This is a genomic window from Bacillus sp. FSL K6-3458, assembly GCF_038005045.1.
GTDB classification, from domain to species: Bacteria; Bacillota; Bacilli; order Bacillales; family Bacillaceae; genus Bacillus; species Bacillus altitudinis.
The window spans coordinates 3507453-3527001 of record NZ_JBBOSI010000001.1; the positions used below are offsets into that span (position 1 = coordinate 3507453).

Consider the following 19549-nt stretch of genomic DNA (forward strand, 5'->3'; position numbering starts at 1 on the left):
TTTCTTTTTTATCCTATGACAACGGAGGTTTTTCCAATGAATATTAGACCGATTCAAAAGCAGGACAATCCTTTTATCGCGGCCATTATCCGCCAGTCATTAGAATCAGCGAATCTTGCGATTGAAGGTACAGCCTACACAGACCCACACCTTGATCAGCTTTTCGATTACTATCAATCATTGACTCATGCAGCCTATTGGATTGCCGAAGAACATGGTGAAATTGTTGGTGGCGTTGGCATTGCCCCTTTCACAGATGGCATTTGTGAGCTGCAAAAGCTTTATTTAAGCCCAAAAGCACAAGGCAAAGGTGCGGGCAAGAAACTGATGGATATGGCCCTGCAATATGCTGCTACATACTACGATGCTTGTTATTTAGAAACCCGCAGTGAATTAACAGCTGCTACTGGTCTTTATCAACGGTATGACTTCTCTCTTCTTCCTGCACCGATTGAAGGCTCAGAGCATTCTGCCATGGATGCTTGGTATCTCAAAACCTTTTCAGCGTGAGGCATAAAATAAACGATACGTCTTTGTCCAATGAAAACCTAGCTTCTCTGCCAATTTGGCCGAGGCTGCATGATGGACATCGCAATCCCAATGCGGTGTCTTCCCTTTTTCAACACAGATGCTGATCATTTGCTGAGCTGCTAACAAAGCCAACCCTTTTCCACGGCAGGCTTCATCTGTCCAAATATCGATTTCCACACGTTTTTCACTTAAAAAAATAGAGACACATTCACTGACCACATCTTCACCATTTAAGATGGCAACTCCGATGCCATTAGATAAAAAGTGATCTACTCCTCCCCAATATGCTTCATAATAGCTGGATGGGAATACTTTGCTTGCGGCAATGACTTGTTCATTCGTGCGTTTGATCATTTCGTCTTGATTAGGCAAAATCAGATCAGGAGAGGTCAAGTCATAAGAATACGTATGTCTTTGCATTTCATTCAGTTGGGAACCGAAGCATTTTTTCATCATCTCATCTGATGCTGGATTTGCTGAAAACAAAGTGAAACGTCCGTTCTCTCTTTTCTGCTTTTTATAAACATCCACAATGAACGTTGAACATAATGAGAGTGCTGCTTCTGTCTTGCCTGCGACATAATAAATGCCGGTTGTTGTCCCTGCAAAATAGACACACGGGTGATCTCGGTGATCCACATATAAATCTCCTTGTATCACGCCATCGAGTATCGCATCTACGAACACTGGATAGGCAGGATCAATCCGCCGAATTTCCTCTTTTACCGCTCCTGTCCTTTGTTGATCTACAAGATACAACATCATTCCTCCATTCACGAACGAGTATCTTTTCATTATAAAGGAAAGCCGCAGACACGCGGTGAATCTTTGCAACAAAAAGAATTCTTCTGCATCAAAGCAACATTCAATCGCATTCGCTTTCATCTATTGCTATGCTCATTGTGAGAGGAGGTTTATGAATGAAATTTCGTTTGATCTGGAATCAAGAAAAGGATGTGACGGAAGTAGACGTCATCAGCCATCCACATAATCAAGAACGTTTACAAAAGATGGCATCAATGATGGAGACTAGTACATCTCTAACGGTCAAAGATCCAAAAAATGATCGGCAGTCTCTTTTACCATTAGAACAAATTGAAGCGATCTCTGCGCTTGGACATCTGTCAAAGGTGATCACGACTCAGGGTACGACGTATTTTCTCAGCAAACGGCTGAAGGATCTGAAGTCGTTAGAGCGTGAACATTTCTATCGTATCAACAATGCAGTCATTCTCAATTTAGCGCAAGTCGACAGCTTTGTCGCTGGTACTTACGCTCGCTTAGAGGTCGAAACCATCTCGAAAAACAGCTACACCGTCAGTCGTCATTACGCCAAATATATAAAGGAGCGATTCAAATGATCAAGGAACTAAAACATCAATTTATGCAAACAGCTTTTGTCTCTATCGTATGGCTGACACTCATCCTGTCGATCACTCAATGGTCATCCTCTATCCCTTTTCATTACGTGTGGCACATCATTGGCATCGGTACTCTGGCAGGCATCGTCTTTGGGGTCATGTATCCTTTACTATGGAACTACTTTACCTTTCCAGCCCCCACCAACATTCTCATCTCCACTGTCATCAATTTAGGGTTTCAAGTAGGAGCCGTCGCTTTATATTCGACTGCACTGCTCGAATGGATATTACCATATTTTATCGGTATAGCCTTTCTCACATTAGTAGGCCATATCATCGCCTTTCTATTTTACAAAAAGCAACAAAATCAAAAACTGGCGCAGGCACTGAATCACCTGAAGCCGCAACCTTAAAAAAAGAGACCTTATTTGAAAGGTCTCTTGTCTATTATTCTGCTGCTAACTCATTCTCTCTAAAAATGAATCACCCCTAATTCCACTGCTGCTTTAATTGCTTCCGCTCTTGAAGTGACCTCCAGCTTTTGATAAATATTTGTTAAATGAGCTTTGACAGTTCTCTCGGAAATCCCCATATCAAATGCAATTTCCTTACTTCGATATCCTCTAGCCACTGCTTGCAAGACAAGCATCTCTTTTTCAGTCAGCATGTTTATTTCTTTTTTCAAATGGGTCGGAGTCACTTGATGCTCTGTTGATTCAAATACTTTAGCAGCGACGTTTGCTTGAAGAAGAATATCCCCTCTGATAGCTGCTTCAATTGTATAAAATAAATTTTCTCTGCTGGCATCCTTTAAAAGATAGCCCTTTGCTCCAAGTTGCAGCCCTTCAATCATTAATTTCTCTTCGTTATAGGTAGTGAGAATCAGGACCGGTACTTTTAATTGAAGAGACTGCATCTCTTTTAACATCTCAAGCCCACTCATGTTAGGCATGTTGAGGTCAAGTAATACAAGGTCTGGAGCCTTCTCTTTCAAGATATCTAAACCCTTTGCTCCATCTTCTGCTTCACCAACAACATCAAATCGTTGATCTGTCTCAAGAATTAATTTTAATCCTTCTCTAACAACAAAATGATCATCGACAATCACAATTTGATAAGACATTGTTTTTACTCCTTTTTCAAAGGTATGGTTACCGTCACTTGTGTACCTTCATTTTTTTCGCTTTTCAAGTGTAGCTGTGCATCAAGCAGTCGGGCACGTTCTGACATACCAATTAGACCGTAATGCCCGGAAGTGGATTCTTGTTTTTTCTCATCAAAACCCACTCCATTGTCTGTGATTTGCAAGGAGATGTGATCATCTTGTTGCTTCATCATCAATTCGACCTTACTTGCTTTGGCATGCTTGGCAATATTCGTCAAACATTCACTGACAATGTATACGGTATGTTCGATGAGGAAAGGGGACACTTGATAAGAGACAGCCACTTTTGTATGAACTGGAATATTCGTCGCCGTCATAAACCGATTCACTTCATCTTTCACAGAATCAACTAAGTCATATTGATCCTGGCTGTATGTTCGAAGGTCGTCAATGACCAATCTCGCCTCACCTAATGTCGTCCGCGCATGGCTCATTGAACCTTTAATAATGCTTTGAGCACGCTCAACATTCTGATTCTCTAAATGGGCATGGACCGCTTCTAATTGCATAATAATACCTGCCAGCCCTTGTGCAAGGGTATCATGTAAATCTCTCGCCATTCTTTGACGCTCATTTGCAAGTGTCAGTTCTTCCACTTGTTGATGTGCCAATTCAAGTTCCTTTAAAAATGTTTGTGTACGAATTCTAGCTTTGACTTGTCTAAAAAATAAAATGGAGTATGCGATGACTACAATCAGAATCAAAAACAAAATAGGAATGTATACGGTCAAATCATCTGTATCATTGACCAAAATAAGGGCAAGAAAAAAAAGAACATAAAAACTAAGCCCTGTCAAAATCACCTTCAATGTATGATAATATACCCCAATACTTTGCGCTATTAGTACCGGTAACAGACCAATTAAGATCACAGGGGAAGCCGCCTGCATGACTGAAACACAAAGTAGAATCACTATTCCTTGAATCAGAAAATATACCCATGGATTCTGCCGAAACCAGTAAAATGACCACCAATGCAGAATCAGATGTACGGCAATAAGTGCAGAAAAAAACAGGCCAGAAAGTGCTAATGGGGTGGTTATAAACTGAAATATCATTGCTGCAATATAAACAAGAATGACCCATAATAATGTTGGAATTCGCGAATAGATCATTTCATTAAAAGGGTCTATCCGTCGTTTCGCCATAAATATCACCATCCGAGCCTCATATTCACTCAAAAAATACCGCCCACCCTTTATCGAGGTAATGGCGGTATCATCAATCATACCATGTAAGACTATCAGTGACTAAATCACCTTCTCTTCTTTCTCATCCTTCTGAGAAATAGACTCACCTTCAATGTCTATACGTGGAAGCCAGCTTTCAAACCATTTGGGTAAGTACCAAGCAGCTCGTCCGATCAGCATCATACAAGCTGGGATAAAAGTCATTCTTATGACAAATGCATCAAACAGAACACCGAATGCCAACGTTAACCCCATTGTTTTGATAATCAAGTCATCTGCAAAGATAAAACTAGCAAAGACGAAGATCATGATTAAGCCTGCGGCAGTCACTACTCTTCCACTGTGCTTCAAACCTGATACAACGGACTTTTTCGCATCACCTGATAGAAGGAAATCTTCTCTCATTCGACTGACTAAAAAGACCTCATAATCCATTGCAAGACCAAATAATATTCCTGTCACTAGTACAGGCATAAAGTTTAACAATGGGCCATTTGCTGGTATTCCAAACAATGGCGCAAGGTGTCCATCCTGTAAAACAAAGACTGAAAAACCTAGTGTAGCGGTCAATGTCATAAGGAATCCTAAAACCGCTTTTAATGGAACAAGGAAGGATCTAAACACAAGAATCATCAAAATCAAAGCAAATCCAATAATGACTCCTGCAAATTTCGGTAACGCTTCACTGAGTCTATCTGAAATATCTATATTAACTGCCGTAGAACCAGTAACAAGTAATTTCGTATCATACTTTGCAGCAGTCTGACTAGATTCATTTCGTATAACTTTGACTAATTGCTTTGTCGCCTTATCTTCTGGACCGCTTTTCGGTAAAATGGTCAGCATGGCGTACTTACCCGATGGATTAGGAACAGGCGGTGCCATTTGTTTGATGCCATCCATCTTCTCTAATACTTTTGTTGTTTTCTCAATAGATTTCATTGCGTTATTTGCATGGGAGGCATCAATGATAACAACCAGTGGCCCATTAAACCCTTTACCAAATCCTTCTGCTAACAGGTCATAGCCCTTACGTTCAGTTGTTTCCTTCCCCTTCATGCCGTTATCAGGAAGACCCAACTCCATATGAAGTGCTGGCCAACTGAGTAGACCAGTCAATACAATGACACCTAGGATGATCTTACCTGGATACTTCTTGATAAACCTTCCCCAAGCTGTGGCTTCTTCTTTTTGTTGAGATTGTAATTTAGAGAACCATTTATTCTTTCTTGAAGGGCTTACTTTATCACCAAGAATCCCTAGTATGGCAGGAACAATTGTGAGAGACACAAGCATAACTGATAGTACCATGAATGCAGCTACAAGACCCATAACGCCTAAAAATGGTATACCGACTAATACAAGTCCGCATAGTGTAATTACGACGGTAACACCTGCAAACAATACAGCGCTGCCTGCTGTAGCAACAGCTCTAGCAGCTGCTTCTTTCAATTCGTAACCCTCTGCTAATAACTGTCGATAACGAGAAATGATAAATAATGCATAATCAATTCCTACTGCAAGTCCAATCATCACAGCTAATGTAAGACTAAATGCAGACATCTCAACAAAATTTGAGGTAATTAATATGACCATCACACCGATTATTAACCCAATGACAGCCGTCAAGATCGGTAGTCCTGCAATCAATAGTGAAGCGAAAGTAAAGGCTAAAATAAAGAAGGCCATGACAATACCTATGACTTCCGAAATCCCGCCTACCTCAATTTCTGAGAATGTGACGGAGCCGCCTAATTCTGTTTGGATGCCAGCCTTTCTTGAAATCTTAATACTATCTAATACTTTCTCTTTTGAGGATGTTTTTACCTCATCCGCCTTTACCCGGTATGTAATATCCGCATACCCTATTTTCTTATCCTTACTAATAGCAAATGTCTGATATAAATCCGTCACTTGCTTGACTGCTTTATCCTTTTTGACTTCTTTGATCGTTTCGTTCAATTTGTTTCTTACTTTTTTTGTTTCTAATGTTTCACCCTTAGGTGCTTTAAAGATCAGACGAATCGTCCCGCCATCATCACCTGCTGGGAACTTTTTCTCCAAGAGATCCATTGCCTTTTCTGACTTTGTTCCTGGAATCGACATATCGCCATTAAATGAAACACCTGTCCCTATTGTTGCCGCCACAACAGCTACTAAAACAAGTAACCAACCGATAATCATCCGTTTCGGCTTAGAAAATGCACTTTTTCCTAAATGATATAAAAATTTTGCCATTCACTTACTCCTTTTTCTTCAACTTCGTGAACTTGATCTCTTTATTCTAAGCAATGAGATGGTCGATTGAAATTGTACTTTCGGGCAAGAAGCATTGTACTTTTAGGCAACAAAAAAAGGGCATCTTCTTAAGATCCCCTTTAAAACGTTTATGAAGCGACTGTTTTTCGCCTCGTTCTGTTGATTTTACCGACAAACATATAGCCATATTTATAATGATTTGCTATCCGTGACAATAGGATAGGTCCAGCAATTGCAAGTGCTGATGTTATGATTGTCCCTACAAAGAATGGATAATCTTTTAATTGTCCCCATAGTAACACAGAGATACCTAGAAAATACCCGTGAAGCAAATAGATGGTGAATGAATATTGACTAATGACAGCTACGAAAGGTGGAACGCTTTTCACTTTAGAAAACAAGAGAAAACATAAGAAGACAATACTGACTGTATAAAGAACAACGTCTGGCCTCTTAGAAGAAGACTCGAAAAAGCCTACATATGAATTGCTTAGAAGGGTCGCTGCGGAAATCAAAACAAGTCCATACACGGCATACTTAAAACGATGAAGTCTTGTGATAAACTGCTGATAATTCGCTCCACAATAATAGGCTAAACAAAAATAGAACAACCACCCTGGAAATGGAATCCATTCTAAGCCGAACATTGGATTAGGTAATTGAGGTTGTGGGATTTTGACGAGGTTCATGACACTTAAATAACCAACTGTGATGATAAAGGAGATCGGCAATACCCATTTGGCTGAGGTACGCTTAGCCATTTTGTGAAAAAACATGTGCAAAAAGTAAAATTGAAAAATAATCAGAACAAAATAACCAATATAATTTCCCAATAAGACATTTGCTGAAGCTCTTTTAAAAAAGTCAGCTGCCCCTCCATTTAACGATGCCGAATGCAAAAAACCATCGACAATCCCAATAAAAGCAAATGGGAAAAAGATGGCTTTCACCCTCTTCCACATAAATCCTTTAGGGGTACCATTCGGATAAGCATGAGCCAATAAAAACTCAGAAATGAAAATAAAACTCGGGGTACTGAACATGAGTAGTGCTACAAGAATAGATGATGAATGAGAGCTAGATAAAATGGCTATTGCATGAATAAGCACAACACTCAAACACGAGATACACCGAATATAAAAAATCTCTTTAATTTGCATTGAAAATCCTCCTCCTGTATTTTGGTAAAACATGTATTAGATTAACATGTATAATACCTTTTCAACAGGGACCTTGTGATTATTTTTCAATCATCTATCCAAAAGGAACAAAAAAAAGAGCCCTAGTTAGAGCCCCTAATCTAATCAGATTCAACCGTCGCCTTCCCCTTCCAAATAAGGGTTAAGCCTAATCCAAGAAATAAGACAACACCTGCAAACAGGAAAGGGAAATGAATATTTTGATCGAATAAAATGCCGCCAAGTGCCGGGCCAAAGATCGTACCAAGACTTGTGTAGGTAGAGTTCATCCCTGCGACAAACCCTTGCTGATTGCCAGCGATTTTTGATAAGAAGGTCGTGAGTGCAGGGCGCAATAAATCGAACGCAAGGAAAATCACACACGTCACGATCAGCACAACCATAAAGCCTGACACGACTGTGGAAACAAAAGCGAGAACTGCTCCAACAATCAAGCATAGTTGAATAACTCGTTTCTCCCCAAGCGCATTCACCATTTTACCAAACACGAGGACTTGAATGATGACGGCTACAATTGAACTGACGGTAATGATAATCGCAATATCCTTCGGACCAAATCCAAACTTGTGATTTGTAAACAAGCTAAAGACCGTTTCATATGCAGATAGTCCAAACGCCAGCACAAAGACAATGATGAAGGCGATGAGATAACTTGGATGAATCGATTTTTTCAAGTCTTTAAAGAAGGTCGATTCCTTCACTTGATCCATTTGTTTCTCTCGCTCTTCTTTTGTTAATGGTTCCTTCAGCATAAACATAGACGAAATCACAGCAATAAATGCAATCCCTGCTGCAAAGAAAAACGGCAGGCGAACACCATATTCTGCAATAAATCCGCCAATTCCCGGGCCGATGATAAATCCGGTACTAATAGCAGCGGATACATACCCCATTGCCTTTGATCTTTCTTGAACGGTTGTGATATCAGCGACATAGGCAGTGACAGCCGGCATGATAAATGCCGCACTAATACCGCCTAGAAGCCTTGCAAAATACAGAACATACACATGTGTCCCAAGGCCAAAAACGAGTTCTGATAACGCGAATAGAAACAGCCCAGACACAATCATGATCTTTCTTCCGTATCGGTCTACCCATCTTCCCGCAATAGGTGATGCGATAAGCTGTGCAACAGCAAACGCCGCCACAAGATATCCCATCGTACTGCCCGTTAAATGCATGACATTCATAAAGAGCGGCATGACAGGTATAATCAGACCGATACCTAAAAACGCAATAAATATATTACTTAATAAAATAACAAGTACGGCTTTTTGCTCACGAATCGGTTTTTGCATGATGTTTGTTTCCCCTTTACTGACTCACTTGTTACTCATGATGATTGATTCCGTGAATAAACAATGAGATCGCCTCTTTTTGTAATTCCTTTTTCTGCTGCATCGTGTCGTTTTTATATAACACGTCTAATCCATAGAATACGGAAAGTAATATTTTCACTTTTGATTCAACATGCTGAATCGACCAGCTGCCATCTTCGTTTCCTTCAAGCAGGATGTCTCTCATCACATCATCAAAGTCCACATCAATTTTGTTCAGACGCTCCATGACTTCATCTGATGTAAATGCACTGGCACAGAATTCTTCACTTGCTCTCATTAAAGGATAGTTAATCCCCATTTGACTAAGCAGCTCTGCAAACCCTGCGAGCTTATCAATGGCCCGGTGCAGCGTTTGTTTCTCTTCATGCCACGTCTCCATCATGAATCGATGATCCTCTTCCATAATATGAAGGAACAAAAACTCTTTTCCTTTAAAATGATGATAAAGGTTGCCTTTACTAATCTCAGCCGCCTCTAGAATATCTCGCACGGATGTTTCAGAATATCCTTTTTTCGCAAATAAATCACGTGAAGCGGTGACAATCTTCTGCTTCGTCTTTTCACTTTTTCCAGCCCCGCTTTGTGTACTTGTCATCTATGAACAATCCCTTCTACCTTGCTTTTCTTCACATGGACAAATAAAACCGACCAGTTGGTTTATTTTTTTATTATAAATGGAGATCGCCCATAATACAATGAAAAAGGCATCGACTTCCTAAGGAGTGAATCTAAGTGAAAACAAACAAAACGATCATTTATGCTATCACCAAAAAGGACGTATACTTGTTTTTCTTTTATGATCTATTCATTGCCACCTTAGCCTACTACATGTTCAAAATCAAACCAACTATGTTTTATGAATGCTTAGGGATAACAGGAAGTATTCTTTGTCCATTGTTGATGAGAAAGTGGAAGTAGAGGTCATTTTCTCATCACATCTATCCCTCTTTTATTTAATTTTAATTAACATTTAACTTCACTTAAATATTAAGATCGCATATAATATAGGAGAAAAGAGGTGATGTCATTGGATGAGGATATCATTCATTACAGCAAAAAAATCATTGAGTACTCAAACGCACTAGGTTCTATCTATGTAGAAGAGTATCAACGATTCTTAAAAAATGAGTATGCAGATTTAACAAGCAAACAAGAACTGACACTTGAATTGCTGCGGTCGAAGACGAGAACAATCAATGAACTAGCTGATTATTTCTCCATTTCATCTAGTGCCGCTAGCCAGCTCATATCAAAGCTTGAACAGCTTGGATATGTGAAAAGAGAGATTAATCCACATAACCGTAGAGAAATCATTGTTGATTTTGCTCAAAAGGGCCATGACTATCATAAAGATATTGAAAAAATTCAGCTGCATCTTATTCAAAAATACTATGCCAAGCTTTCAAAAGAAGATCTAAAAACATTATTATCGCTTTACGAAAAAATCTATCAAATTGCGAAAGAAACGCCTTAACCCAGCCTTTCATGCATGAATATGTAAGCTAGATAAACGATGAAGGGGATGATCATATGGACAGGATTCATTTGCAAGATGGACGTCATATTGGTTTGTCTCAATACGGTGATCTTGAAGGATTCCCAGTATTCTTTTTTCATGGGACACCTGGATCGAGAGTGATGTTTTTAGATGATGATCCAATCTCAAAAGAGCTTGGCATTCGTCTCATTTCTTTAGACAGACCTGGTTTTGGTTTATCTGATCCGCAACCTGACCGCACCATTTTAGACTGGGCAAAAGACGTACAGGAAGTGGCCGATCATCTTGACATCTCCCATTTTTCAGTGATTGGTGTCTCTGGAGGTGGGGCATTCGCTGCTGGTTGTGCCTATCAATTGCCAGATCGCATTCTTTCGGCTGCTCTCGTCTCAAGTACCACTCCATTTCAGGATGGTAAACCGCCTAAAAGTATGCTAAAGGAGAACAAGATTGCCTTTTTCCTCAGTAAAAGAATGCCTTGGCTCTTAAAGGCAAGTTATCGCGCTCAGAAAAAACTAATTGAAAAAAAACCAGAGAAATTCAAGAAACTAACGAAAAAAGGGAACAAACATTTACATCCATCGGATCGGCAATTTCTTCAAACCGATGAGCAACTGGAGCTGATGATGATGCATTTATACGAAGCCACTCGTCAATCGGTTGATGAATGTATTTATGAGCCAGATTTACTCTCACGGTCATGGGCATTCGATATGAAAGATATACAAATCCCTGTGGATGTCTGGCATGGAAAAGAGGATCAGATGGCCCCTTTTGCAGAGATAGAAAGCATTGCTCCGAACATTCCAAACGCCAAAACGCACTATATCGAGCAAGCAGGACATTTTCTTACTGATATAGATGATGTTTGGAGAGACATTTTACTCTCTTTAAAAAAACGGGCTGAACATCAGGTACACATATAAAAAAGACCCAATGATACGTCGGGTCTTTTTCTTTTTAATACTGCTCGTAATAGGATTGAATTTTATCTGGATCTTTTGTTTTCGTCAGAGCCAGCATGAGTAGAATGCGGGCTTTTTGTGGATTTAATGAATCCGATGAGACAAAATGATGTTCATCATCCATTTTTTCATGTGTGACAATGCCATTTCCTGCACGGCTTGACCTCACGATCACCACGTCTTTCTTCACTGCATCTGTTGCCCCATTGATCGCTTCTGTTGACATCGTTCCATTTCCTGCGGCGGCAACGACAATGCCTTTCGCTCCTGCTTTAACCGCAGCATCATACACATACTTTTGATCATTTTGATAGCCGTATAAGATATCCACTTGCGGCAGCTCTTTTAGCTTTGAAATATCGAATTCACTGTCAGCTGTATGTTTTCTTGTCGGTTCGTTATAAAAAGAGACAACTTCACCCGCCACTTCTCCAATGTACCCTTGCTCAAGAGACTTGAACGAATCGGTTGTGGTGGTATTTGTCTTCGTAATAAAACGAGCAGAGGCAATTCGGTCATTTAATGTCACCATTACACCTTTGCCTTTGGCTTCTTTTGTCGAAGCAATTTTCACTGCATGATACAGGTTAAGCGGGCCATCCGCACTAATGGCAGATGCTGGCCTCATGGAACCCACAACCACCACTGGCTTATCACTTTTTACAACCAAATGTAAAAAATAGGCCGTTTCTTCTAAAGTATCTGTACCATGTGTCACCACAATGCCATCCACTTGATCATCATTTAAAAGCTGATTGACTCGTTTCGCTAATTTTAAAAGAAGAGCGTTATCCACATTTTCACTGCCGACGTTCGCTACTTGCTCACCCGTGACATTTGCAATATCTTTCAGCTGTGGTACGGAAGCAATGACTTTATCGATTCCAAGTGCACCAGATTTATATCCAGTCGTATCTGTATTACTATCTGAACTACCGGCAATCGTTCCGCCTGTTGCCAACACCTTAATATTGGATAAAGATTTGTTCCCTGTCTCAACAGCCGTGTTTTTTTCTTTTGTTTCACTAGTAGTGCTTTCTTGATTACTTTGATTATTCTCTTGAGTGCTATCGTTCGCACAAGCTGCGGTCACCAATAGTGAAACAGAAAGAAGGGCAGCACCAAACCATTTTGTTACGTTCATAAGATCATCTCTTTTCTTAAATGTGATGAATAATTATCTGTCTATAGGGTTTACTTTATACCATTCCTTCATTCATCAGCATGAGGTGAAAGTCACAGAACCAAATAAAGGAAAAAGGGCACTATTATCAAAATTTATTTATACCATAATACCTAAATTGACTTCAGAAATTGTTCTCAACCCATTTATGATAAAATATAGGAAATCTTACAAAAAAGGAGTACATACAGTGCGTTCCGTTCAACCATTTTACAAAATCCTACTCACACTATTCTTCAGTTCCATTTTACTCAGCTTGTTCGTATGTTTATATCCACCGATTCAGGGCGAGCCTGCGTTTATGATGTTTTACACTCCCATCTTTTTTGTTTATTATTTCATCTTTGCGGTACCTTTACAGTTGTTGTTTTCTTTACAGCCCAAGGCTTTTCATCCTCTTTATTTAGCGGCTTACTTACTGATAGCAATGATTGTCATGCTTTTTGTTATGGATGGAATTGAGAGCTCCACATCCCTTCCGATCATGATTGTCAGCAGTCTCATCTACTGGACCTGCGATTCTTTGATTTATCAAAAAATGCATAAAAAAACACCTAATGTGTAGGTGTTTTTTTCTATTCTAGTATGTGTTGACAGTGCTCCACATTATCCAAGACATCTTTCGGCTCGGTGACCTGCTGATCGCTAAGAGAATCTATCTCAGTGATTGGAACTTTTTATTTCATGCTTGTGCCAGCGTGTGAAAAAATGGGGTCCTTCAATTCAAAATCAAATGTCTTCCCATCAACGATACCAACTGTTTGTGAACTGTCGTAAAGCTCAAGCAAGCACGCTGCCATTTCTTTTGATGTGTGATATTTCTTGATAGTGCCTTCATATTCGAATTGATCGACATCTAATGAACGCTTTGCAAATTCCGATTCTGTCGCAGCAGGCGCTAATACTTTTGCCTGTAATTTGGCTCCTTTTTCTTTCAATTCTAGGGCCAGCCCTTCTGTAAAGGCGCTCACATAAAATTTCGTTGCTGAATAAGTGACAGCATTGGCGACGACGGTATAACCCGCTCTTGAAGAGATATTGATTAGCTGCGTCCCCTCTTTTTGCTCATAATCACGGACATACAGAGTGGATAAAATTGTTAACGCTTCAATATTGAGATGAAGCATGTCCCCAATTTTTTTCACATCCTGCTCTCCTATTGAACCAAAATGGCCAAACCCAGCATTATTAATGAACGTATCCAGCTCATCACCAGCTAATGACTCATAGAAAGAATACACTTGCTCTCTGTCTGTTAAATCAACAGACTGGATTTTCACTTGAATATCGGGATATGTTTCTAGAATCTTTTCTTTCAGTTCTTGGAGTTTATCAAGCCGGCGTGCAGCTAAGATCAGATTTTTTCCTCTTGCTGCAAAGGCCAAAGCCGTTTCATATCCAATACCTGAACTTGCCCCTGTAATGACTGTATAGCCCATTGTATATCCCCCTATTCGTATCTTCTAGCTGTTTAAAGTATAGCGAGAGCATGTGACTCTAGTCAATTTTGAAGAAATTCAAAGAGTCATGAACAACTGAACGTTCAGCTTTTAATCGGTTTCTTTTGAATCATGTTGGAGGATAGCCTGCTGAGCTTTTTTTGTTAATTTGTGAAAAACCAGTTGATAGGAATGTTCAATTAGCTCTTCGACAAATGAAGATGGAATATCTGCATCGAGATAAATAGAATTCCAATGCGTCTTATTCATGTAATAGCCGGGAATAATTCCTTCATGCATTTCTCTTAATTCTTCAGCGCGTTGCGGATCACATTTTAAAGTGATGACTGGCTTGCGATCGACGTCTCCCCCCATCATGGCGAACATCTTTCCACCTATATGATAACGATCTGCCTGCCACTCAGGTTGATAGTCGTGGGTTGCTCCTTGTAAAGAAAGACAAAATGCTTGTAGTGTCTCTTTTTTCATTCTATTAGCTCCTTTTTAGATGTCTTCTATCTTACTATTATATCGACAGTTGTGATTGTTGTATCTACACTTCTTTTCAGGACGTCAGCAAGAACAAAAAAAAGCACAGAAAAAAAGGTCTGTGCTTTTTACTTATATCCGAATATTTCTTATTCAAACGCCTTCTTAAGCTGATCGCTCATCAGATGCCAAGCCTCTTCAGCTATCTCTAAGTCTCCGGCATGAGTGAACGCATGAGGGACTCCTTTAAATTGTTTGTATGTGACATCTACCCCTGCTTCTTTTAACTTGTCCGCATAATGCTCAGCTTCTTCAGCTAGTGAATCTTTCTCAGCTGTGATAACAAGAGCTGGGGGCATTTGTGCTAAGACTTCTCTCTCTGCAAAGACTGGAGAAACGAGCGGATTGTGCGGATCTTGACCTTGCAGATAGAAGGCATTAAACAGTCTCGCCATTTCAACTGGAATTGCTTCTTCAAACGCTGGCTTTTGTGCTGGATCAGTAGCTAAATCAAGCGGCGGATAATCAAGCACTTGATAGACAATCGGAAGTTTGTTCCCTTTTTGGATATCAAGCAAACAAACCGCTGTTGCCAAATTCCCACCTGCACTATGTCCGCCAATGGCTAATCGATTTGGGTCTATTTGTAGTTCATCAGGATGTTCATATAACCATTTCATCACATCGTAGCATTCATGAAGAGCGGCCGGAAAAGGGTGTTCCGGTGCCAGCTGATACTCCACATTGACAACGATACACTCCGCACGATCTGCTATGACCGGACACCAATGATTATCCATTTCAGCACTTCCAAGTATAAAACCGCCCCCATGCAAATTCACGAAAACAGGTAGGGGTTGTTTCAATGTTTTCACAGGTTTAAATACCCACACCTTTGTTTCACCAGCACCCGTTGGGATATCATATTCCATTTTGTTCACTTCAGGAGGGTGGACTGGCTTAAGTTCTGATTGACCAGCTAATGAATCTTCAGCTGGTTGACGCAATGACTCAGCCATTTTAATTTGTTCGTCTAAGTTCATGATCTCAGCTCCTATCTTATTCTTTTATCTCTATCCATTCGTTACGAATTTCGCCTTTTCCTTCAATGTCGTCAGAGAGTCGTTGCTTTTTATCTATCTCCCCATTTTCAGCTCCTTTGAAACAAACATTCACCCCTATGAGTAAATAAAAAAAGCACTGCGGCGCTAAGTCCTCAGTGCTTTTCATATATTATGATACTTGTTGTTCTACTTTCACTCGTTTAATAAAGAAAGCAATCACCAAACCAATCACTGTCATAATGACAGCAAAGATAAAGGCATGCTGGACGCCATTTGTAAAGGCGAGCAGCTGATTGACTGGATTTGCGGGATCACCCACATTTTCCATAAAACTGCGCGCTCCTGATGAAAGGATCGAGATACCAACCGCAGTCCCAATCGCTCCTGACACTTGCTGCAATGTATTCATAATCGCTGTACCGTGCGGATATAGCTCTGGCGGCAGCTGATTTAATCCATTTGTTTGGGCAGGCATCATGATCATCGCAATTCCTATCATTAACGTAATATGAAGCGTCACGATATAACCGATGGACGTATTCACACTTAAGTTCGTGAAGCCAAACATGGTCGCTGCAACGATGACAAGGCCTGGGATGACAAGCCACTTCGGCCCAAATTTATCAAAAAGCCCACCCATGATTGGCGATAACAGTCCATTGATAATTCCACCTGGTAATAGCATTAAACCTGCTGTAAATGTAGAAAGTGCCAAGGACGTTTGCAGATATAATGGCAAAATCATCATAGCAGACAGCATCACCATCATACACACTAAAATCAGAAGTAACCCGATCACAAACATTGGATATTTAAATGGGCTTAAATTCAACATCGGTTCTTTCATGTTTAACTGTCTTAGGGCGAACACAAGAATGCCAATGATACCTACAACAATCGCCACAATCACATGCATACTGCTCCAGCCGCCGCCTTCACCAGCACTGCTAAAGCCATACACAATTCCACCGAAACCGATGGTTGATAACACAATCGATAAAATGTCGATTTTCGGTCTTGTGGGTTCCGTAATATTTTGCATAAAAATATACCCAAATACGAGTGCAGCAACTAATAACGGAAGCGAAATCCAAAAAATCCAATGCCATGTTAACGATTTAAGAATAAGACCAGAGACCGTTGGACCCACTGCTGGGGCAAACATAATGACAAGACCGATAATCCCCATTGATCTACCTCTTTTATGAGGCGGAATGATGACCAAAATCGTATTAAACATCAATGGAAGGAGCAAGGCTGTTCCTACTGCCTGCACCACACGTGCCACCATTAAAATACTGAAGACTGGTGCAACGGCCGCAATAAATGTACCGATGATCGAAAAGACCAGTGAGGTTATGAAAAGCTGTCTTGTTGTAAACCATTGAAGAATGAGACCTGAAATTGGAACAAGAATCCCTAGTGTTAATAAATAGCCGGTTGTAAGCCACTGAGCAGTCGTTGCTTCAATACCAAAGTCTAATGTTAAACTTCTCAGCGCCATGTTGAGTGCCGTTTCACTAAACAGTCCAATAAATCCAGCTGTGATAAATGAAATAATAATGGGCAGCGTTCGAATGTCGGAAGCTGCTGTTTGCTGTTTGTTCATATTAAGTTGGCTCCTTTTCTTTTTCAATATTGAGCAATCTTAGGAAGTCAGGCTAGTCAGAAATGAGCCACTTCATTGTCGTTGAAAAACAGATAAAATTTGTTTTTCCGCAGCGAATTGTGCAATTTTTTCGATTGAGTAGCCGGATTCATGAATATAAAACATGAGTTCAGGCGTCATTGGAGAGGACATACATAATGTCGTCAACTCAATGTCTTGTATGTTCGCTTCTCCTTTTACTTTCGCTTCCTCGAGCAAATCACGAATGATTTGTTTAAGTGATTGACTGTAATGACAATCATATACTTTACTTGTCTGCTCTAAGTTCCCAGAGATTGTGAGCATGCGAATCCAATCTAAATGATGACCGACGATGAGATGAATTTCTTCAAGAACATATCGTAAACGCTCACGAACCGGCTGATCACTGATTTTCCTTAAGTAAAGATGCAACGCAGGGATCAGCTGTTCAAATCTTTCTCCTAGGATCGAAAGGCACAAATCACTTTTATTGGCATAACGGCGGTAAAGAGTACCCTGCCCAACACCAACTGTTTTAGCAATTTTATGCATGCTGACATTCTCTACACCAAACTCTTGAAACAAAGAAAAAGCGACCTCTTCAATTTCCTTTCCAATATCCTTTTCCATGATGCTTCACCTTCTTTACCTTCATCCACCTTGCATATATCTCTATGTGTAAATCAAATTTCTTTCATTTTCATTAGGACAATTGTACCGGTATTATCTTACGGACAACTGTCCGCTTTGTCAATCATTATTTTTTACCTATCAATTTTCTTTTCATTCTATTAAAAAAACACACTGTTTATCATTATTTAGACCGATTTTCCATTTTGAGAGAATCATGTATGATCAAAAAGAAAACGCTTTCAAAAAGAGAGGGGAATGCCTACATGTCTTACGGTGTAAAACGAATGTTGATGCTGCTTGTCACTGGATTATTCTTAAGTTTGTCCACATTTGCTGCAAGTGCCTCGGCACAAACGGGTGGGTCGTTTTATGAACCGTTCAACAACTATAATACCGGGTTATGGCAAAAAGCCGATGGGTACTCGAACGGAAATATGTTTAACTGTACGTGGCGCGCAAACAATGTCTCCATGACGTCGTTAGGGGAAATGCGATTATCGCTCACAAGTCCTTCGTATAATAAGTTTGACTGCGGAGAAAACCGCTCCGTTCAAACGTACGGCTATGGGCTATATGAAGTAAACATGAAACCAGCCAAAAATGTTGGGATCGTGTCTTCGTTCTTTACTTATACGGGACCGACTGATGGTACGCCTTGGGATGAAATCGACATCGAATTTCTAGGAAAAGATACGACAAAGGTTCAGTTTAACTATTATACCAATGGTGTCGGAAATCATGAAAAAATCGTCAACCTTGGTTTTGATGCAGCAAGCTCTTATCACACATATGCGTTCGACTGGCAGCCTAACTCAATTAAATGGTATGTGGACGGTCAATTAAAACATACGGCTACTACTCAAATCCCTCAAACACCTGGAAAGATTATGATGAACTTATGGAATGGTGCAGGTGTCGATGAATGGCTCGGCTCCTACAACGGTGTTACCCCACTTTACGCTCATTACAATTGGGTGCGTTACACAAAAAGATAACCACATCACAAAACCTGTGACAAGTCACAGGTTTTTCTTCATTTAAATAGAGCTCGTTTTTAATTGATGAACTAGTTTTTGTTCATAGCTGTGGATAATATCTTCATAACTTTCGATCTTGTAATCTAACCGTTTAATCGTTTCTTCGATTTCCTTTTGTTTGTCTACGAGTCTTTCTCTCTCATTGACCAAAATACTCTTCCTTGAGGACAATGTACGATCCTCTCCCTCGATAAATAAAGCCGTATATTCTCTAAGAGCATCAATTGACAGACCCGCATTTCTCATACATTTAATAAATTCTATCCACTGAATATCTTCTTCTGTATAATCACGAACACCATTTTCATCACGCCTGATCGGTCTAATTAAACCTATATTCTCATAATACCTGAGCGTAGCAGTAGATAAATCGAGCTGCTTGGCGGCTTGTGCTATTTTCATTGTTTTCACCCTTCTCTTCTTTCTCTTAATTGACGATCTCCCTTTTCCCATCATCTCCATTTTTATCGAGAAGACAAGATACTTTTGGCTCAAATCTTGATTCAAGGATGATGCTAAAGCCTGAATTGAGGCGATCAGAGGGTTCTATGTTGACTTAAAGTTCA

At 40.0% G+C, this 19549-nt stretch carries 21 protein-coding genes; 7 read left to right on the forward strand and 14 right to left on the reverse strand.

What is annotated here, in order from left to right:
- The first annotated feature begins 36 nt into the window (after positions 1-36).
- Positions 37-510 (forward strand): GNAT family N-acetyltransferase, encoded by a 474-nt coding sequence (locus MHH23_RS18590; RefSeq protein ID WP_144668402.1) that lies wholly within the window; start codon positions 37-39, stop codon positions 508-510.
- On the opposite strand, the gene MHH23_RS18595 is transcribed toward MHH23_RS18590, so the two are convergent.
- Positions 502-1290, reverse strand: coding sequence for a GNAT family N-acetyltransferase (locus MHH23_RS18595; protein ID WP_041507613.1), 789 nt, complete (start codon positions 1288-1290; stop codon positions 502-504). The two genes, MHH23_RS18590 and MHH23_RS18595, sit on opposite strands and share 9 nt — an antisense overlap.
- A gap of 161 nt (positions 1291-1451) precedes the next feature.
- Here MHH23_RS18595 and MHH23_RS18600 point away from each other — a divergent pair, with 161 nt between their 5' ends.
- Together MHH23_RS18600 and MHH23_RS18605 are read left to right on the forward strand one after the other, a co-directional pair.
- On the forward strand, positions 1452-1892 hold the full coding sequence (locus tag MHH23_RS18600; protein ID WP_041507612.1) for a LytTR family DNA-binding domain-containing protein: 441 nt from the start codon (positions 1452-1454) through the stop codon (positions 1890-1892).
- On the forward strand, positions 1889-2305 hold the full coding sequence (locus tag MHH23_RS18605) for a hypothetical protein (RefSeq protein WP_268430883.1): 417 nt from the start codon (positions 1889-1891) through the stop codon (positions 2303-2305). The genes MHH23_RS18600 and MHH23_RS18605 overlap by 4 nt, the downstream gene beginning before the upstream one ends.
- Positions 2306-2364: 59 nt before the next feature.
- Here MHH23_RS18605 and MHH23_RS18610 read toward each other — a convergent pair whose 3' ends face one another.
- From MHH23_RS18610 to MHH23_RS18635, 6 genes are all read right to left on the reverse strand, one after another.
- Complete coding sequence (locus MHH23_RS18610; RefSeq protein ID WP_017358441.1) at positions 2365-3015, reverse strand: response regulator; 651 nt, start codon at positions 3013-3015, stop codon at positions 2365-2367.
- Positions 3016-3020: 5 nt separating this feature from the next.
- Positions 3021-4205, reverse strand: a complete 1185-nt coding sequence (locus MHH23_RS18615) for a sensor histidine kinase (protein ID WP_268430881.1) — start codon at positions 4203-4205, stop codon at positions 3021-3023.
- 102 nt (positions 4206-4307) lie between these two features.
- A complete protein-coding gene (locus MHH23_RS18620; RefSeq protein WP_268430879.1) occupies positions 4308-6485 on the reverse strand; it encodes an MMPL family transporter in 2178 nt (725 codons plus the stop codon).
- A 149-nt stretch (positions 6486-6634) separates the two neighbouring features.
- Positions 6635-7666 carry an acyltransferase family protein gene (locus MHH23_RS18625; protein WP_096881057.1) on the reverse strand — a complete coding sequence of 344 codons (1032 nt, stop codon included), beginning with the start codon at positions 7664-7666 and terminating at the stop codon, positions 6635-6637.
- Between the two features lie 140 nt (positions 7667-7806).
- The gene (locus tag MHH23_RS18630; RefSeq protein WP_073415861.1) at positions 7807-9003 is read right to left on the reverse strand and encodes an MFS transporter; all 1197 of its coding nucleotides are present in this window, start codon (positions 9001-9003) and stop codon (positions 7807-7809) included.
- 31 nt (positions 9004-9034) lie between these two features.
- A complete protein-coding gene (locus tag MHH23_RS18635; RefSeq protein ID WP_007496429.1) occupies positions 9035-9640 on the reverse strand; it encodes a TetR/AcrR family transcriptional regulator in 606 nt (201 codons plus the stop codon).
- Positions 9641-9777: 137 nt separating this feature from the next.
- Here MHH23_RS18635 and MHH23_RS18640 point away from each other — a divergent pair, with 137 nt between their 5' ends.
- The 3 genes from MHH23_RS18640 to MHH23_RS18650 all read left to right on the forward strand — a co-directional run bounded on the left by MHH23_RS18640 (position 9778) and on the right by MHH23_RS18650 (position 11469).
- Complete coding sequence (locus tag MHH23_RS18640; RefSeq protein WP_041507606.1) at positions 9778-9963, forward strand: hypothetical protein; 186 nt, start codon at positions 9778-9780, stop codon at positions 9961-9963.
- A gap of 103 nt (positions 9964-10066) precedes the next feature.
- Positions 10067-10519 carry a MarR family winged helix-turn-helix transcriptional regulator gene (locus MHH23_RS18645; protein ID WP_019743356.1) on the forward strand — a complete coding sequence of 151 codons (453 nt, stop codon included), beginning with the start codon at positions 10067-10069 and terminating at the stop codon, positions 10517-10519.
- Positions 10520-10575: 56 nt separating this feature from the next.
- Positions 10576-11469 carry an alpha/beta fold hydrolase gene (locus MHH23_RS18650; protein WP_268430875.1) on the forward strand — a complete coding sequence of 298 codons (894 nt, stop codon included), beginning with the start codon at positions 10576-10578 and terminating at the stop codon, positions 11467-11469.
- Between the two features lie 34 nt (positions 11470-11503).
- Here MHH23_RS18650 and MHH23_RS18655 read toward each other — a convergent pair whose 3' ends face one another.
- The 6 genes from MHH23_RS18655 to MHH23_RS18685 all read right to left on the reverse strand — a co-directional run bounded on the left by MHH23_RS18655 (position 11504) and on the right by MHH23_RS18685 (position 17943).
- Positions 11504-12652 carry a type II asparaginase gene (locus MHH23_RS18655; RefSeq protein WP_007496435.1) on the reverse strand — a complete coding sequence of 383 codons (1149 nt, stop codon included), beginning with the start codon at positions 12650-12652 and terminating at the stop codon, positions 11504-11506.
- Between the two features lie 716 nt (positions 12653-13368).
- The gene (locus MHH23_RS18665; protein WP_116307480.1) at positions 13369-14130 is read right to left on the reverse strand and encodes an SDR family NAD(P)-dependent oxidoreductase; all 762 of its coding nucleotides are present in this window, start codon (positions 14128-14130) and stop codon (positions 13369-13371) included.
- Positions 14131-14241: 111 nt separating this feature from the next.
- Entirely contained in the window at positions 14242-14619 is a 378-nt protein-coding gene (locus MHH23_RS18670; protein WP_019743360.1) for an MmcQ/YjbR family DNA-binding protein, read from the reverse strand.
- 149 nt (positions 14620-14768) lie between these two features.
- Positions 14769-15662: an alpha/beta hydrolase gene (locus tag MHH23_RS18675; protein ID WP_019743361.1), complete on the reverse strand. Its 894-nt coding sequence runs from the start codon at positions 15660-15662 to the stop codon at positions 14769-14771.
- Positions 15663-15852: 190 nt separating this feature from the next.
- Positions 15853-17292: a DHA2 family efflux MFS transporter permease subunit gene (locus tag MHH23_RS18680; RefSeq protein WP_116307478.1), complete on the reverse strand. Its 1440-nt coding sequence runs from the start codon at positions 17290-17292 to the stop codon at positions 15853-15855.
- Positions 17293-17364: 72 nt separating this feature from the next.
- Positions 17365-17943, reverse strand: a complete 579-nt coding sequence (locus tag MHH23_RS18685) for a TetR/AcrR family transcriptional regulator (RefSeq protein WP_116307476.1) — start codon at positions 17941-17943, stop codon at positions 17365-17367.
- Between the two features lie 266 nt (positions 17944-18209).
- Here MHH23_RS18685 and bglS point away from each other — a divergent pair, with 266 nt between their 5' ends.
- On the forward strand, positions 18210-18941 hold the full coding sequence (gene bglS, locus MHH23_RS18690; RefSeq protein ID WP_340960044.1) for a beta-glucanase: 732 nt from the start codon (positions 18210-18212) through the stop codon (positions 18939-18941).
- Positions 18942-18983: 42 nt separating this feature from the next.
- On the opposite strand, the gene MHH23_RS18695 is transcribed toward bglS, so the two are convergent.
- The gene (locus tag MHH23_RS18695; RefSeq protein ID WP_039169850.1) at positions 18984-19385 is read right to left on the reverse strand and encodes a MerR family transcriptional regulator; all 402 of its coding nucleotides are present in this window, start codon (positions 19383-19385) and stop codon (positions 18984-18986) included.
- Between the last annotated feature and the right edge of the window lie 164 nt (positions 19386-19549).

What these genes read in the sequence shown, in the direction of transcription:
- MHH23_RS18635 (WP_007496429.1), bottom strand. Translation starts at nt 9,640, where the DNA reads ATGACAAGTACACAAAGCGGGGCTGGAAAAAGTGAAAAGACGAAGCAG.
- MHH23_RS18620 (WP_268430879.1), bottom strand. Translation starts at nt 6,485, where the DNA reads ATGGCAAAATTTTTATATCATTTAGGAAAAAGTGCATTTTCTAAGCCG.
- MHH23_RS18645 (WP_019743356.1), top strand. Translation starts at nt 10,067, where the DNA reads ATGTCATTGGATGAGGATATCATTCATTACAGCAAAAAAATCATTGAG.
- MHH23_RS18630 (WP_073415861.1), bottom strand. Translation starts at nt 9,003, where the DNA reads ATGCAAAAACCGATTCGTGAGCAAAAAGCCGTACTTGTTATTTTATTA.
- bglS (WP_340960044.1), top strand. Translation starts at nt 18,210, where the DNA reads ATGTCTTACGGTGTAAAACGAATGTTGATGCTGCTTGTCACTGGATTA.
- MHH23_RS18695 (WP_039169850.1), bottom strand. Translation starts at nt 19,385, where the DNA reads ATGAAAATAGCACAAGCCGCCAAGCAGCTCGATTTATCTACTGCTACG.
- MHH23_RS18670 (WP_019743360.1), bottom strand. Translation starts at nt 14,619, where the DNA reads ATGAAAAAAGAGACACTACAAGCATTTTGTCTTTCTTTACAAGGAGCA.
- MHH23_RS18610 (WP_017358441.1), bottom strand. Translation starts at nt 3,015, where the DNA reads ATGTCTTATCAAATTGTGATTGTCGATGATCATTTTGTTGTTAGAGAA.
- MHH23_RS18605 (WP_268430883.1), top strand. Translation starts at nt 1,889, where the DNA reads ATGATCAAGGAACTAAAACATCAATTTATGCAAACAGCTTTTGTCTCT.
- MHH23_RS18590 (WP_144668402.1), top strand. Translation starts at nt 37, where the DNA reads ATGAATATTAGACCGATTCAAAAGCAGGACAATCCTTTTATCGCGGCC.
- MHH23_RS18680 (WP_116307478.1), bottom strand. Translation starts at nt 17,292, where the DNA reads ATGAACAAACAGCAAACAGCAGCTTCCGACATTCGAACGCTGCCCATT.
- MHH23_RS18675 (WP_019743361.1), bottom strand. Translation starts at nt 15,662, where the DNA reads ATGAACTTAGACGAACAAATTAAAATGGCTGAGTCATTGCGTCAACCA.
- MHH23_RS18655 (WP_007496435.1), bottom strand. Translation starts at nt 12,652, where the DNA reads ATGAACGTAACAAAATGGTTTGGTGCTGCCCTTCTTTCTGTTTCACTA.
- MHH23_RS18600 (WP_041507612.1), top strand. Translation starts at nt 1,452, where the DNA reads ATGAAATTTCGTTTGATCTGGAATCAAGAAAAGGATGTGACGGAAGTA.
- MHH23_RS18625 (WP_096881057.1), bottom strand. Translation starts at nt 7,666, where the DNA reads ATGCAAATTAAAGAGATTTTTTATATTCGGTGTATCTCGTGTTTGAGT.
- MHH23_RS18650 (WP_268430875.1), top strand. Translation starts at nt 10,576, where the DNA reads ATGGACAGGATTCATTTGCAAGATGGACGTCATATTGGTTTGTCTCAA.
- MHH23_RS18615 (WP_268430881.1), bottom strand. Translation starts at nt 4,205, where the DNA reads ATGGCGAAACGACGGATAGACCCTTTTAATGAAATGATCTATTCGCGA.
- MHH23_RS18685 (WP_116307476.1), bottom strand. Translation starts at nt 17,943, where the DNA reads ATGGAAAAGGATATTGGAAAGGAAATTGAAGAGGTCGCTTTTTCTTTG.
- MHH23_RS18665 (WP_116307480.1), bottom strand. Translation starts at nt 14,130, where the DNA reads ATGGGCTATACAGTCATTACAGGGGCAAGTTCAGGTATTGGATATGAA.